This window comes from Bacillus sp. ES1-5 (genome assembly GCF_022487605.1).
In the GTDB taxonomy this organism is placed as follows: domain Bacteria; phylum Bacillota; class Bacilli; order Bacillales; family Bacillaceae_G; genus Bacillus_A; species Bacillus_A wiedmannii.
In genome coordinates this window covers 1-14,900 of sequence record NZ_JAKVPU010000016.1, presented here as the reverse complement: position 1 = coordinate 14,900, position 14,900 = coordinate 1, and the positions used below count along the sequence as shown (strand labels likewise).

The window sequence follows — 14,900 nt, the reverse complement described above, 5'->3', positions numbered from 1 at the left end:
AGGTGATTACGAAGTTGAAAGATACATTTGTTGAAAAGGTAGATGACTTTGTAAAGCAGCATGATGTATTAAAGGAACGTTCAACAATTGTTGTAGGGGTTTCTGGTGGTCCTGACTCTTTGGCTCTTCTATATTATTTGTTAGAAAAAAGAGCAGCAAAACAGTTCGAAATTGTAGTGGCACATGTGGATCATATGTTTAGAGGTGATGAATCTCATGAGGACCTACAGTTTGTGCAGGACCTTTGTAAAGGGCTGGGAGTTATTTGCGAAACGATAAGGATTAATGTGTCGCAATATCAACAGCAACACGGAATGAATGCACAAGTTGCTGCTAGAGAATGCAGATATGCATTTTTGGAAAGAATAATGAAGAAATATGATGCGAGATATGTAGCTCTTGGACATCATGGTGATGATCAAGTAGAGACGATTTTAATGCGCCTTGTACGAGGAAGTACTCCGAAAGGATATGCAGGAATTGCAGTGAAGCGTCCGTTTCATAATGGATATTTAATTAGGCCGTTACTTGGAGTAACGAAGGAAGAGATTGTTGATTACTGTAATAAGCTAAAAATAATTCCACGTATAGATCCAAGTAATAAAAAGGAAGTATATACAAGGAATCGATTACGTAAATATGTTCTTCCTCATTTGAAAGAAGAAAATTCACAAGTGCATGAGAAATTCCAAAAATTTAGCATGCAGATGCAAGAGGATGAGGCGTATTTGCAGGAATTAGCTTTTGAGAAAATGAATAAAGTAATTACAAAAAAAAGTGATAAACAAATTAGCTTATCAATTCCTGCCTTTGAATCCATGTCTATGCCTTTACAAAGAAGAGGGATTCAACTAATATTAAACTATCTTTATGAATATAAGATTCCATCTTCTCTTTCCTCTATACATATTGACAAAGTGATCGAGTTTTTTAAGCGGACACAACCTTCGGGTTCACTTGATTTTCCAGGTGATTTAAAAATTGTTCGCGCATACGAGGAGTGCAGCTTTGGATTTAAACAAGAAATTGTTTCTCCTTTTTTACAAGATTTATCAGTGCCCGGGACAATTATGCTATCGAACGGGGATAAACTTGTAACAGAGGTGAGCGAAGACATACCAAGTAACATGAATGAAACAGTATTTGTTGCTAAGTATAATGATATATCATATCCACTTCGTATTCGTTCTAGAGAAAATGGAGATCGCATGTCAATACAAGGTATGAATGGCACAAAAAAGATAAAAACTATTTTTATCGAAGCGAAAGTACCAAGAGAAAAAAGAGAAGAATGGCCGGTCGTTTGTGATGCAAGTGGGAATATTATTTGGGTACCCTTGTTGAAGCGATCTGCATTTGCTATCTCGAAAGAGGCGGCAAAGAAGGATAAATATATGATTATTCACTACAAAAGCAAGGAGTCTTCCGGGAGGATAATGAAATGATGAATCAAGATATCGAAAAAGTATTAATTTCTGAAGAACAAATACAAGAAAAGGTGCTCGAATTAGGCGCAATTATTGCAGAGGATTATAAAAACACAGTACCTCTTGCGATTGGCGTATTAAAGGGCGCGATGCCATTCATGGCAGATTTATTAAAGAGAACAGATACATATCTTGAAATGGACTTTATGGCTGTATCTAGTTATGGTCACTCTACCGTTTCAACAGGCGAAGTAAAAATTTTAAAAGACCTTGATACTTCTGTAGAGGGTCGCGATATTTTAATCGTTGAAGATATTATTGATAGCGGTCTTACGCTAAGTTACTTAGTAGACCTATTTAAATATCGTAAAGCGAAGTCTGTAAAAATTGTTACGTTATTAGATAAGCCGACAGGCCGCAAGGTAGATTTGAAAGCGGATTATGTTGGATTTACTGTTCCGCATGAATTTGTTGTAGGATATGGATTAGATTATAAAGAGCAGTACCGTAATCTTCCTTATGTAGGAGTATTAAAACCAAGCGTTTACTCAAATTAATTAAATACAGGCGTTACAATTGTATAGGAAAGTTTTTCTATGTTACGATTTACAATAGTGTTTATGCCGTGAGAGGAGGTTAGGAATGAATCGTATCTTCCGTAATACCATCTTTTATTTACTGATATTCCTAGTAGTAATTGGAATCGTGAGCTATTTTAATGGTTCGACGCAAAAAACGACATCAGTTAGCTACGATAAATTCATTACTAAACTAGAAAAAGGTGAAGTGCGTAATGTGCAACTTCAACCGAAAAATGGTGTATTTGAGGTAAAAGGACAATTTAACAACTCTAGCCAAGGAGAACAATTTGTTACTTATGCACCAAATACTGAGGAATTACAAAAGAAAATTAATGACAAAGCGCAAGGTGCTGAAGTTAAGTATCAACCAGCAGAAGAAACAAGTGCTTGGGTAACGTTCTTTACTTCTATCATTCCGTTTGTCATTATCTTCATTTTATTCTTCTTCTTATTAAACCAGGCTCAGGGCGGCGGTAGCCGTGTTATGAACTTCGGGAAAAGTAAGGCGAAGTTATATAATGACGAAAAGAAAAAAGTTCGTTTCAGAGATGTTGCTGGAGCGGATGAAGAGAAACAAGAGCTTGTTGAGGTAGTTGAATTCTTGAAAGATCCTCGTAAGTTCGCTGAAGTTGGTGCCCGTATTCCGAAGGGTGTTCTATTAGTAGGACCTCCAGGTACAGGTAAAACTTTACTAGCACGTGCCGTTGCAGGTGAGGCTGGCGTTCCATTCTTCTCTATCAGTGGTTCTGATTTCGTAGAGATGTTCGTTGGTGTCGGTGCATCACGTGTACGTGATTTATTCGAAAATGCAAAGAAAAATGCTCCTTGTATCATTTTCATTGATGAAATTGATGCAGTAGGACGTCAACGTGGCGCAGGTCTTGGTGGTGGCCATGATGAGCGTGAGCAAACGTTGAACCAATTACTTGTTGAAATGGATGGATTCGGTGCAAACGAAGGTATTATTATCATCGCTGCAACAAACCGTCCTGATATTCTCGATCCAGCGTTATTACGTCCAGGTCGTTTTGACCGTCAAATTACAGTAGATCGTCCAGATGTAAATGGCCGTGAAGCTGTACTGAAAGTACATGCTCGTAATAAACCGCTTGATGATCATATCAACTTAAGAGCAATTGCAACTCGTACACCAGGGTTCTCTGGTGCGGATCTTGAAAACCTATTAAACGAAGCTGCTTTAGTGGCTGCGCGTCAAGATAAGAAGAAAATTGATATGAGTGACATTGATGAAGCAACGGATCGTGTTATTGCAGGTCCAGCTAAGAAAAGCCGTGTTATCTCTGAAAAAGAACGAAATATCGTTGCATTCCATGAAGCTGGCCATACTGTAATTGGTGTTGTCCTTGATGAAGCAGATATCGTTCATAAAGTAACAATTGTCCCTCGTGGTCAAGCTGGTGGATATGCAGTAATGCTTCCGAAAGAAGATCGTTACTTCATGACAAAACCAGAGTTACTTGATAAAATCACTGGTTTACTTGGCGGTCGAGTAGCTGAAGAGATTGTGTTTGGTGAAGCAAGTACAGGTGCTCACAACGACTTCCAACGTGCGACTGGTATTGCAAGACGTATGGTTACGGAATTTGGTATGAGTGATAAGCTTGGACCGATGCAATTCGGTAGCTCGCAAGGTGGTCAAGTGTTCTTAGGAAGAGACTTCCATTCAGAACAAAACTACAGTGATGCAATTGCACATGAAATCGATGTGGAAATGCAAACTATTATAAAAGAATGTTATGCTCGCGCGCACCAAATTCTTACTGAAAAACGTGATAAGCTAGATATTATTGCGAAAACGTTACTTGAAGTAGAAACGTTAGATGCAGAGCAAATCAATCATTTATATGATTACGGCAGATTGCCAGAGCGTCCAACATCTTCAGATGATGTGAAAGTAAACATCAATATGAAGAAGGACGATGAAGAATCAGAAGATAAGTAAGAGATGAAGGAGTGACGATGGTCACTCCTTTTTTTATTTGTGGAACGAAATGAAGTAGAAAAAAATTTAAGTAAATCTGGTATTAAAAATTGAAATAGAGCGTAATCTTTTTGTAAAATGATGAGGATAGAAAAGCTGATTATATAAGTATGTGTGATATGATGTTTTTATAAGTTTTATACATACTGCACAAATATAGATTAAATAAGATAAGTGGTGAGAATATGATTTTTGTATTGGATGTAGGGAACACAAATGCTGTGCTAGGCGTGTTTGAAGAGGGGGAACTTCGTCAACATTGGCGCATGGAAACAGATCGTCATAAGACAGAAGATGAATATGGAATGCTTGTAAAGCAATTGCTTGAGCATGAAGGTCTTTCGTTTGAAGATGTGAAAGGTATTATCGTGTCTTCAGTCGTACCACCAATTATGTTTGCTTTAGAGCGCATGTGTGAAAAGTATTTTAAAATTAAACCGCTTGTAGTAGGTCCTGGAATAAAAACGGGGCTAAATATTAAATATGAAAATCCACGTGAAGTAGGCGCGGACCGAATTGTAAATGCAGTAGCAGGAATCCACTTGTATGGAAGTCCGCTTATTATTGTCGATTTCGGTACGGCTACTACATATTGTTATATTAACGAAGAAAAGCATTATATGGGTGGAGTTATTACGCCGGGAATTATGATTTCAGCAGAGGCTTTATATAGTAGAGCGGCAAAACTTCCTCGTATTGAAATTACAAAACCAAGCAGTGTTGTTGGAAAGAATACGGTAAGTGCAATGCAATCTGGTATTCTTTATGGTTATGTTGGACAAGTGGAAGGTATCGTTAAGCGTATGAAAGAGGAAGCTAAACAAGAACCGAAAGTTATTGCAACAGGTGGATTGGCGAAATTAATTTCAGAAGAATCGAATGTAATTGACGTTGTAGATCCATTTTTAACATTAAAGGGTTTGTATATGTTATATGAGCGTAATGCAAATTTACAGCATGAGAAAGGTGAATAAATGAGTATGAAAGATTATTTAGTAAAAGCGTTAGCGTTTGATGGGGAAGTGCGTGCATATAGTGTACGTACTACAAACACAGTAAGTGAGGCGCAAAGACGTCATGATACATGGAGAACAGCTTCAGCGGCACTTGGTCGTTCTTTAACTGCAGGTACAATGATGGGCGCGATGTTAAAAGGTGACCAAAAGTTAACGATTAAGGTAGAAGGTAATGGTCCGATTGGTCCCATCTTAGTAGATGCTCATGCGAATGGGGATGTACGTGGTTATGTAACGAATCCACATGTTGATTTTGAAGGAACGGAACAAGGGAAATTACGTGTATATCAAGCGGTAGGTACTGAAGGATTTGTAACAGTAATTAAAGATATTGGTATGCGTGAGCCGTTTATTGGTCAATCTCCAATTGTTTCAGGAGAATTAGGTGAAGACTTCACGTATTATTTTGCAGTTTCTGAGCAAACACCTTCTTCTGTAGGAGTCGGCGTTCTTGTAAATGGAGATGACAGCGTATTAGCAGCAGGTGGATTTATCCTTCAAATTATGCCAGGTGCACAGGAAGAAACAATTTCATTCATTGAAGATCGTTTGCAGAAGATTCCTCCTGTATCAACGTTAATCGAACAAGGGCTTTCTCCAGAAGAGTTACTGTATGCAGTTCTTGGAGAAGATAAAGTAAAAGTATTAGAAGTGATGGATGTTCAATTTAATTGCACATGCTCACGCGAACGTATTGAGAGTGTGTTAATTAGTTTGGGTAAAACAGAGTTAGAGCAAATTCGCGAAGAAGAAGAAGAGACAGAAGTTCATTGTCATTTCTGTAATGAGCGACACAAGTTCTCTAAAGAAGATATTACAAATTTAATTGAGAGTTTGTAATAGGGGAAGTGAGGGAATCCATCCTCCAAATAGATTGACAAACAGGGAATTTTCTGACAAAATCTAAATATAGATAAAACCAATAAAAATACTCGGTGTTAGGAGTGACAGGAATGCGAGTGGCACAATCAGTTTCAGAATTAATCGGGAAAACGCCGATCGTTAAGTTGAACCGCATCGTAGAATCAAACAGCGCAGATATATACTTAAAATTAGAATTTATGAATCCAGGGAGCAGTGTTAAAGATCGTATTGCATTAGCTATGATTGAAGATGCTGAAAAAAAGGATTATTAAAAGAAGGCGATACAATCATTGAGCCAACAAGTGGTAACACAGGAATTGGTTTAGCGATGGTAGCGGCCGCTAAAGGATATAAGGCAATTTTAGTAATGCCAGAAACAATGAGTATTGAGCGTCGTAATTTATTACGTGCTTACGGTGCAGAATTAGTATTGACTCCAGGGCCTGAAGGAATGGGTGGAGCGATTCGTCAAGCGACTGAATTAGCAAAAGAGCATGGCTACTTTATACCACAACAGTTCAAAAATCAATCGAATCCAGAAATTCATCGTTTAACAACAGGGCCAGAAATTGTTGAACAAATGGGTGAACAATTAGATGCGTTTATTGCAGGTATTGGTACAGGTGGAACGATTACTGGTGCTGGTGAAGTACTGAAGGAAGCGTATAAAGATATTAAAATTTATGCAGTAGAACCTGCGGATTCACCAGTACTATCTGGTGGGAAACCGGGTCCACATAAAATCCAAGGAATTGGGGCGGGATTCATCCCAGAGACATTGGATGTAGAGGTATATGATGAAATTGTTCAAGTAAAAGCAGAGCAAGCATTTGAATATGCAAGAAAAGTGGCTAAAGAGGAAGGTATTTTAGTGGGTATCTCTTCTGGAGCAGTTATTTATGCAGCAACAGAAATTGCGAAAAAGTTAGGTAAAGGGAAAAAGGTACTTGTTATTATCCCAAGTAACGGTGAACGTTATTTAAGTACACCGCTTTATCAATTTGAGTCTTAATTATATGTGATTGAAAAAGCATCCTTGAAAAGGATGCTTTTTCTTTTTGGATTGGAAATAGGAAAAGAGTGAATGACTAGAAAACTTCATGTAAAATAAGAGGTAGTATAATTAATTTATTTTCACTGGCCTTCGAGTATAACCACTTTATATACATAACGAATGTAGTTTGAGGTGGTTAATCTAAGAGGGTGGGATAAAAGAAGACGGGGTGTTGATATGCAACGAAGAAAATCTTTAGCGCTTTCTATTCCATATCAGTTAGATTTCTTTAAGCAGTATAAATTTCTTTCTAAGGATAAACCGCAACATATTTTGTTAGAGAGTGGACGTGGCGGTCGTTATAACATTGTGGGGTTGAACCCAGTAGCGGTAATCCGAGGGAAGGGTGAAACGTTACATATAAGCGAAAGTGGTAAGGAAACAATAAAGCAAGGAAACCCATTAGATTTAATGCAGGAATATATGGAGCGATGGAAAACGGACTATAATCCGGAACATCCTCCATTTCAAGGTGGTGCAATTGGTTACTTTAGTTATGATTGCATCCGTTATATTGAAAAACTCCCTTCCCTTGCGGAGGATGATATTAATATACCTGATATATTCTTTTTATTATTTGATGATGTGTTTGTTTATGATCAAAAAGAAAAAGTATTATGGATTATTACACATTATGTAGATAAGCATGAAGAGGCAAAAGAGCGATTAAATGAATGGAAGATTCTTTGGGCGCCAGAAGCGCCAGAAGTGAATATACCTTTTGCGTGCCCTGAAGAGAAAAGTGAAACAGTTGCTTTTACAGAAGAAAGCTTTATGAAGGCGGTTGAATGTATTCAAGAATATATTGGGGCTGGTGATGTGTTCCAAGTAAACTTGTCGACAAGGCAAGAAAGAACGTTACAAACACACCCACTAGAAATCTATACAAGTCTTCGTGAAATTAATCCATCTCCATATATGGGTTACTTGGAGCTCGGGGATTTTCAAATTGTTAGTGGATCGCCAGAGTTGCTAATTAAGAAAGAGGGAACTGAAGTAAGTACAAGACCGATTGCTGGAACGAGATCTAGAGGGGCGAATGAGCAAGAGGATGAAGAATTAGCAAAAGAATTAATTGAGAATGAAAAAGAAAGAGCAGAGCACGTCATGCTTGTGGATTTAGAACGAAATGATTTAGGGCGTGTTTGTAAATATGGCACTGTAGAAGTAGATGAATTTATGGTAATTGAGAAATACTCACATGTTATGCATATTGTTTCTAATGTGCGTGGTGAGGTGGAAGAAGATAAAGATGCTTTTGATTTAGTGAAGGCTGTATTCCCTGGGGGAACAATTACTGGTGCCCCGAAAATACGTACGATGGAAATTATTGAAGAATTAGAACCTGTTCGCCGAGGGATTTATACAGGTTCAATCGGGTGGATCGGTTATTCTGGAGATACAGAATTGAATATTGTAATTAGAACACTGCTTGCTAAAGATGGAAAAGCACATGTACAAGCAGGAGCGGGAATTGTAATTGATTCGAATCCAGAAAATGAATATAAAGAGTCGTTAAAAAAGGCGATTGCTTTATGGCGTGCAAAAGAACGTAGCGAAGAAACGGTTAGGTGAGAAAAATGATATTAATGATTGATAATTATGATTCTTTTACATTTAATTTGGTGCAGTTTCTTGGAGAACTTGGACAAGAGCTTGTTGTTAAACGTAACGATGAAGTGACTATTTCAGATATTGAGAATATGAAACCAGACTTTTTAATGATTTCGCCAGGTCCGTGTAGTCCTAATGAAGCAGGTATTAGTATGGAGGTTATTCAATACTTTGCTGGAAAGATTCCGATTTTGGGGGTTTGTCTTGGACATCAATCCATTGCACAAGTGTTTGGTGGAGAGGTTATACGTGCGGAGCGCTTAATGCATGGGAAAACGTCGCTTATGCATCATGACGGAAAGACGATTTTTTCGGACATCCCTAATCCGTTTACTGCGACACGTTATCATTCCCTTATCGTTAAGAAAGAGACGTTACCTGATTGCTTAGAGGTAACATCTTGGACAGAAGAAGGGGAAATTATGGCGCTCCGTCATACAACATTACCGATTGAAGGTGTGCAGTTCCATCCGGAATCAATTATGACTTCCCACGGGAAAGAGTTGTTGCAGAATTTCATTCGTAAATACAGTCCAAGTGTGACATCATGTTAATTTACGTAAATGGTGAGTATGTAGAAGCAAGTGAAGCGAGAATTTCTCCTTATGACCATGGTTATTTATATGGTCTTGGAGTTTTTGAGACGTTTCGTATTTATAATGGTCATCCTTTCTTATTGGATGATCATTATGATCGTTTAATAGATGCACTGCATACATTGCACATTAAATGGACAATGACGAAAGATGAAGTACTGCTTATTTTGAAGAATTTACTCGTTAAGAATGAATTAGAGCATGCATATGTACGTTTTAATGTATCAGCGGGTATAGATGAAATTGGATTGCAAACGGAAATGTATGAAGAGCCGTCTGTTATTGTTTTTATAAAACCTTTAGCAGCCCCCGAAGATGTAGTGGAAAAAGAAGGGGTTGTTTTAAAGCAAGTGCGAAATACACCAGAGGGTGCGTCTCGCTTAAAGTCTCATCATTATTTAAATAACATTTTAGGAAAACGTGAAATTGGAAATGTTGTGAATAAGGAAGGTATTTTCCTTACTGAAACAGGTTATGTTGCAGAGGGTATTGTTTCGAATCTCTTTTTCGTGAAAGGTGATATTTTGTATACACCTTCGTTAAAAACAGGGATTTTAAATGGTATCACTCGTGCGTTTATTATAAAGGTTGCTGAAGAGCTGGGCATCGAAGTAAAGGAAGGTTTCTTTACAAAAGATGAATTACTTTCAGCTGATGAAGTTTTCGTAACAAACTCGATTCAAGAAATTGTTCCACTTTATCATATAGAGGGACGAGATTTCCTGGGTAAAGTAGGTATGGTTACAAAAAGGTTTATGAATCTTTACGAAATGCAGAGAGAGAAATTGTGGAGCAGAAATGAATTGTGAAGAGGAGATGTGTAGTTTGAAGTGGGATTATGATTTGCGCTGCGGCGAATATACATTGAACTTAAATGAAAAAACTTTAATTATGGGGATTTTAAATGTAACACCAGATTCGTTTTCCGATGGTGGGAGTTACAACGAGGTAGAGGCTGCGGTGCACCATGCGAGAGAAATGCGAGATGAAGGTGCTCATATTATTGATATCGGCGGTGAATCTACTCGCCCGGGTTTTGCTAAAGTATCAGTGGAAGAAGAAATCAAGCGAGTTGTTCCGATGATTCAGGCGGTTGCAAAAGAAGTGAAATTGCCTATTTCTATCGACACGTATAAAGCTGAAGTTGCAAAACAAGCAATCGAAGCTGGCGCTCATATTATTAATGACGTTTGGGGAGCGAAGGCGGAACCGAAAATCGCTGAAGTTGCAGCTCATTACGATGTACCTATTATCTTGATGCATAATCGCGATAACATGAATTACCGCAATTTAATGGCTGATATGATTGCTGATTTATATGACAGTATTAAAATTGCTAAAGATGCTGGTGTGCGAGATGAGAATATCATTTTAGACCCAGGTATCGGTTTTGCTAAAACACCTGAACAAAATTTAGAAGCGATGCGTAATTTAGAACAGTTAAACGTACTGGGTTATCCAGTTCTCTTAGGTACTTCAAGAAAGTCCTTTATTGGACATGTGTTAGATTTACCGGTAGAGGAACGTCTTGAGGGAACAGGAGCTACTGTTTGTCTCGGCATTGAAAAGGGCTGTGAGTTTGTTCGTGTTCATGATGTGAAGGAAATGGCACGTATGGCTAAGATGATGGATGCGATGATTGGTAAGGGGGTAAAGTAATTGGATAAAATTTATGTTCATGATATGGAGTTTTACGGTTATCATGGTGTATTCCCAGAGGAAAATAAATTGGGTCAGAGATTTAAAGTGGACTTAACGGTGGAGTTGGATTTGAAACAGGCAGGAGAAAGTGATGACTTAGAGCATTCTGTCAATTATGGAGAGCTTTTCGAGTTATGTAGAAAAGTTGTTGAAGATAGAACGTATAAGCTTGTAGAGAGTATCGCTGAAAATATTGCTGCAGATATATTGAAACAATATGAGAGTATTTTCCGTTGTACAATTAAAGTAATTAAACCAGATCCGCCGATACCTGGGCATTATCGTGCTGTAGCAGTGGAAATTACGAGAGAACGTCCATGAATAATATAGCTTACATTGCATTAGGTTCAAATATCGGAGAACGTTATACGTATTTAACTGAAGCGATTCAGTTTTTAAACAAAAACCCGTATATCCAAGTTAACGATATTTCATCTGTATATGAAACAGAGCCAGTTGGCTATACTGACCAAAGTTGCTTTTTAAATTTAGTTATAAAAATTTCTACCAATTTATCACCGCAAGAATTATTGAAAATTACACAAAGAGTAGAGAATGATTTAGGAAGAAAAAGGGAAATTAGATGGGGTCCGAGGACCATCGACCTTGACATTTTACTATATAATCAAGAAAATATTGAAGCAGAGAATCTTATTGTTCCGCATCCGCGGATGTTCGAAAGAGCTTTTGTTATCGTTCCGTTGTTAGAGGTTAATCAAGATATAAAACAAAACATTTCACGTTCACAAGTAGAAGAAATGAAAAGGCGAGAGGGAGTAACGGTATGGAAGCAGAAAAATGGGGAAGACGCATTCGTGCTTTTCGAAAGCTAAAAGGTTATACACAAGAAGGTTTTGCGAAAGAGTTAGGGGTATCTGTATCTGTTTTAGGTGAAGTTGAGAGAGGGAATCGATCGCCTTCCCAAGATTTTGTAGTGGAAGTTGCTAAGGCATTAAAGGTTTCAGTGGAGGAATTAATGCCGAAGTGACTATGAAGGAAGGAGTAAGTCGAGTGTTAAAGATTGCAAATATTGAGATGAAAAACCCGGTTGTATTAGCACCGATGGCGGGAGTGTGTAACTCTGCATTCCGTTTGACAGTAAAAGAATTTGGTGCAGGTTTAGTTTGTGCTGAAATGGTAAGTGATAAAGCGATATTACTTAATAACAAAAGAACATTAGATATGTTATATATTGATGAAAGAGAAAAGCCATTAAGTTTACAAATTTTTGGTGGAGAGAAAGAAACTCTTGTAGATGCTGCGAAATACGTAGATAAATATACGACAGCAGACATTATTGATATTAATATGGGTTGCCCAGTACCGAAAATCATTAAGTGTGACGCGGGAGCAAAATGGCTTTTAGACCCAAATAAAATATATGAAATGGTAGCGGCAGTTGTAGATGCTGTTGAAAAGCCGGTTACAGTTAAGATGCGTATTGGTTGGGATGCAGATCATATTTTTGCAATTGAGAATGCAAAAGCTGTTGAGCGTGCTGGTGGACAAGCAGTAGCAGTTCATGGACGTACACGAGTACAAATGTATGAAGGGAAAGCGGATTGGGATATTATTAAACAAGTAAAGCAAGCTGTAAATATCCCGGTTATCGGAAATGGTGATGTCGAAACGCCACAAGATGCAAAGCGTATGCTTGATGAAATTGGTGTAGACGGTGTTATGATTGGTCGCGCTGCCCTTGGGGACCCGTGGATGATTTATCGTACGGTAAAGTATTTGGAAACTGGTGAATTAATGCCGGAACCGACAGTGCGTGAGAAAATTGACGTATGTATGTTGCATCTAGATCGTCTTATCGATTTAAAGAATGAAAATGTCGCTGTAAGAGAGATGAGAAAGCATGCAGCTTGGTATTTAAAGGGTGTTCGTGGTAATGCAACTGTACGTAATGGTATCAATGCTTGTAATACGCGTGAGGACCTTGCGAATGTATTAGGTGCATTTGTAGAAGAAGTAGAAGCGAAACAACAAACAATTCACGTTGGTTAATAATAGATAGGGAAGATTGACATTCTTCTATACACTTCCTATAATTACGTGAAAGAAAGAAGAACTGCCAGCTAGTTGCTGGCAGTTTTTCTAGTTGAGTAGAAAATGCTATACTGTATATATTGTAAAAATTAATAGAGCTGGAGTGATATCAATACCATGGATAACATGAACCACGAAGAATTAAACGACCAATTGCTTGTTCGTCGTGAAAAGTTACATAACTTACGTGAACAAGGAATCGATCCGTTCGGTAAACGATTTGAACGTACAAATGCAACAAATGACTTATTAAGCTTATATGGAGAGTTCTCTAAAGAAGAATTAGAAGAGAAAGAAATCTCTGTTTCTATCGCTGGTCGTATTATGACAAAACGCGGTAAAGGAAAAGCTGGATTTGCACATATTCAAGATTTACATGGACAAGTTCAAATTTATGTTCGTAAAGATGCTGTTGGAGATGAAGAGTACGAATTATTTAAAACAGCAGATTTAGGTGATTTAGTAGGTATTGAAGGTAAAGTGTTCAAAACGAACGTTGGAGAACTTTCGGTGAAAGCAACGGGCTTTACACTATTAACGAAATCTCTTCGTCCATTACCGGATAAATATCATGGATTAAAAGATGTTGAACAACGCTACCGTCAACGTTACTTAGACTTAATCACAAGTATGGAAAGTCGTGAAACATTCGTTACTCGCAGTAAAATCATTCGTGAAATGAGAAGATACTTAGATGACAATGGTTATCTTGAAGTGGAAACACCTATGATGCATGCAATTGCAGGTGGAGCTTCTGCGCGTCCTTTCATTACGCACCATAATGCGTTAGATATGGAATTATACATGCGTATCGCAATTGAACTTCATTTAAAACGCCTTATTGTGGGTGGATTAGAAAAAGTTTATGAAATCGGTCGTGTATTCCGTAATGAGGGTGTATCAACTCGTCATAATCCAGAGTTTACAATGATTGAATTATATGAAGCGTATGCTGATTATAAAGATATTATGAAACTAACAGAAAATATGGTTGCTCATATTGCGAAGCAAGTACTAGGTACAACAACAATCCAATATGGTGATTATGAAATTAATCTAGAACCAGAATGGACACGTCTTCATATGGTAGATGCAATCAAGGAACATTCAGGAGCAGATTTCTGGAATCCAATGAGTGTAGAAGAAGCGCGTGAACTTGCAAAAGAACATAATGTAGGTATTAAGGATACGATGGAAGTTGGTCATATTATAAACGAATTCTTCGAACAAAAAGTAGAAGATAAATTAATCCAACCAACATTTATTTACGGTCATCCGGTAGAAATTTCGCCACTTGCGAAAAAGAATGACGAAGATCCACGATTCACAGATCGTTTCGAATTATTTATCGTTGCGCGTGAACATGCAAATGCATTCACTGAGCTAAATGATCCGATTGATCAAAAAGAACGTTTTGAAGCGCAATTAAAAGAGCGCGAACAAGGTAATGATGAAGCTCACATGATGGATGATGATTATATTGAAGCTCTTGAGTACGGTATGCCTCCTACAGGTGGACTAGGAATTGGTATTGATCGTCTTGTTATGTTGTTAACGAATGCACCATCTATTCGTGATGTATTATTATTCCCTGCTATGCGTCATAAACAAGACTAAGCTTTGGAGATTTCTCCAAAGCTTTTTTTATTTGAGTATGAGCTACGTGGGGATAGTAGCTCTTGATGGTGCGAGAAATTATATTTATATAGAAGAAATGTGCTGTTTTTATACTTTTTTACTAAGTTAAAAATTTTATTAGAAAAACTATTGCATTTTAATAATCAAACTGGTATATTTATATTCGTTGCCACGAAAGGTAACAAGCAAAACAAACGAAAAACAACTTATTGAAAAAAGTTGTTGACGAAAATATAACGAAATGTTATATTAATAAAGTCGCTTCTGAGCGGCAGACGAGTTCTTTGAAAACTGAACGAAACAAACAACGTGAAACGTCAATTTTTATTTTTAGATGCTAGACAAACTAACTTTA

General features: G+C 37.6%; 14 protein-coding genes and 1 pseudogene. All 15 read left to right on the top strand.

The genetic code is table 11. From position 1 onward, the window contains the following. Window positions 1-14 precede the first annotated feature (14 nt). The 15 genes and pseudogenes from tilS (at window position 15) to lysS (ending at window position 14,524) form a co-directional block, all read left to right on the top strand. Complete coding sequence (gene tilS / locus MKO96_RS28380) at window positions 15-1,445, top strand: tRNA lysidine(34) synthetase TilS (protein WP_240589295.1); 1,431 nt, start codon at window positions 15-17, stop codon at window positions 1,443-1,445. Beyond that, window positions 1,442-1,984, top strand: coding sequence for a hypoxanthine phosphoribosyltransferase (gene hpt / locus MKO96_RS28375; protein ID WP_000981838.1), 543 nt, complete (start codon window positions 1,442-1,444; stop codon window positions 1,982-1,984). Before tilS ends, hpt begins: the two co-directional genes overlap by 4 nt. A gap of 85 nt (window positions 1,985-2,069) precedes the next feature. Beyond that, on the top strand, window positions 2,070-3,971 hold the full coding sequence (ftsH, locus tag MKO96_RS28370) for an ATP-dependent zinc metalloprotease FtsH (protein ID WP_016085296.1): 1,902 nt from the start codon (window positions 2,070-2,072) through the stop codon (window positions 3,969-3,971). Window positions 3,972-4,195: 224 nt separating this feature from the next. Beyond that, a complete protein-coding gene (locus tag MKO96_RS28365; protein ID WP_000578367.1) occupies window positions 4,196-4,984 on the top strand; it encodes a type III pantothenate kinase in 789 nt (262 codons plus the stop codon). Between the two features lie 6 nt (window positions 4,985-4,990). Then, complete coding sequence (gene hslO / locus MKO96_RS28360; protein WP_087979113.1) at window positions 4,991-5,866, top strand: redox-regulated molecular chaperone HslO; 876 nt, start codon at window positions 4,991-4,993, stop codon at window positions 5,864-5,866. Between the two features lie 113 nt (window positions 5,867-5,979). Continuing rightward, window positions 5,980-6,902: pseudogene (cysK, locus tag MKO96_RS28355) on the top strand (cysteine synthase A). A gap of 219 nt (window positions 6,903-7,121) precedes the next feature. Then, window positions 7,122-8,519 (top strand): aminodeoxychorismate synthase component I, encoded by a 1,398-nt coding sequence (gene pabB / locus MKO96_RS28350; RefSeq protein WP_240589294.1) that lies wholly within the window; start codon window positions 7,122-7,124, stop codon window positions 8,517-8,519. 5 nt (window positions 8,520-8,524) lie between these two features. Then, window positions 8,525-9,112, top strand: a complete 588-nt coding sequence (pabA, locus tag MKO96_RS28345; protein ID WP_240589293.1) for an aminodeoxychorismate/anthranilate synthase component II — start codon at window positions 8,525-8,527, stop codon at window positions 9,110-9,112. Further along, window positions 9,106-9,963: an aminodeoxychorismate lyase gene (gene pabC / locus MKO96_RS28340; RefSeq protein WP_240589292.1), complete on the top strand. Its 858-nt coding sequence runs from the start codon at window positions 9,106-9,108 to the stop codon at window positions 9,961-9,963. The genes pabA and pabC overlap by 7 nt, the downstream gene beginning before the upstream one ends. Continuing rightward, a complete protein-coding gene (gene folP / locus MKO96_RS28335; protein ID WP_240589291.1) occupies window positions 9,953-10,813 on the top strand; it encodes a dihydropteroate synthase in 861 nt (286 codons plus the stop codon). Before pabC ends, folP begins: the two co-directional genes overlap by 11 nt. Continuing rightward, window positions 10,814-11,176: a dihydroneopterin aldolase gene (gene folB, locus MKO96_RS28330; protein WP_000358076.1), complete on the top strand. Its 363-nt coding sequence runs from the start codon at window positions 10,814-10,816 to the stop codon at window positions 11,174-11,176. Continuing rightward, window positions 11,173-11,688, top strand: a complete 516-nt coding sequence (folK, locus tag MKO96_RS28325; protein WP_240589290.1) for a 2-amino-4-hydroxy-6-hydroxymethyldihydropteridine diphosphokinase — start codon at window positions 11,173-11,175, stop codon at window positions 11,686-11,688. Before folB ends, folK begins: the two co-directional genes overlap by 4 nt. After that, on the top strand, window positions 11,640-11,843 hold the full coding sequence (locus tag MKO96_RS28320; protein ID WP_000387029.1) for a helix-turn-helix domain-containing protein: 204 nt from the start codon (window positions 11,640-11,642) through the stop codon (window positions 11,841-11,843). Before folK ends, MKO96_RS28320 begins: the two co-directional genes overlap by 49 nt. 23 nt (window positions 11,844-11,866) lie before the next feature. Then, complete coding sequence (gene dusB / locus MKO96_RS28315; RefSeq protein WP_000912237.1) at window positions 11,867-12,865, top strand: tRNA dihydrouridine synthase DusB; 999 nt, start codon at window positions 11,867-11,869, stop codon at window positions 12,863-12,865. Between the two features lie 159 nt (window positions 12,866-13,024). After that, window positions 13,025-14,524, top strand: coding sequence for a lysine--tRNA ligase (gene lysS, locus MKO96_RS28310; RefSeq protein ID WP_000369672.1), 1,500 nt, complete (start codon window positions 13,025-13,027; stop codon window positions 14,522-14,524). Window positions 14,525-14,900 lie beyond the last annotated feature (376 nt).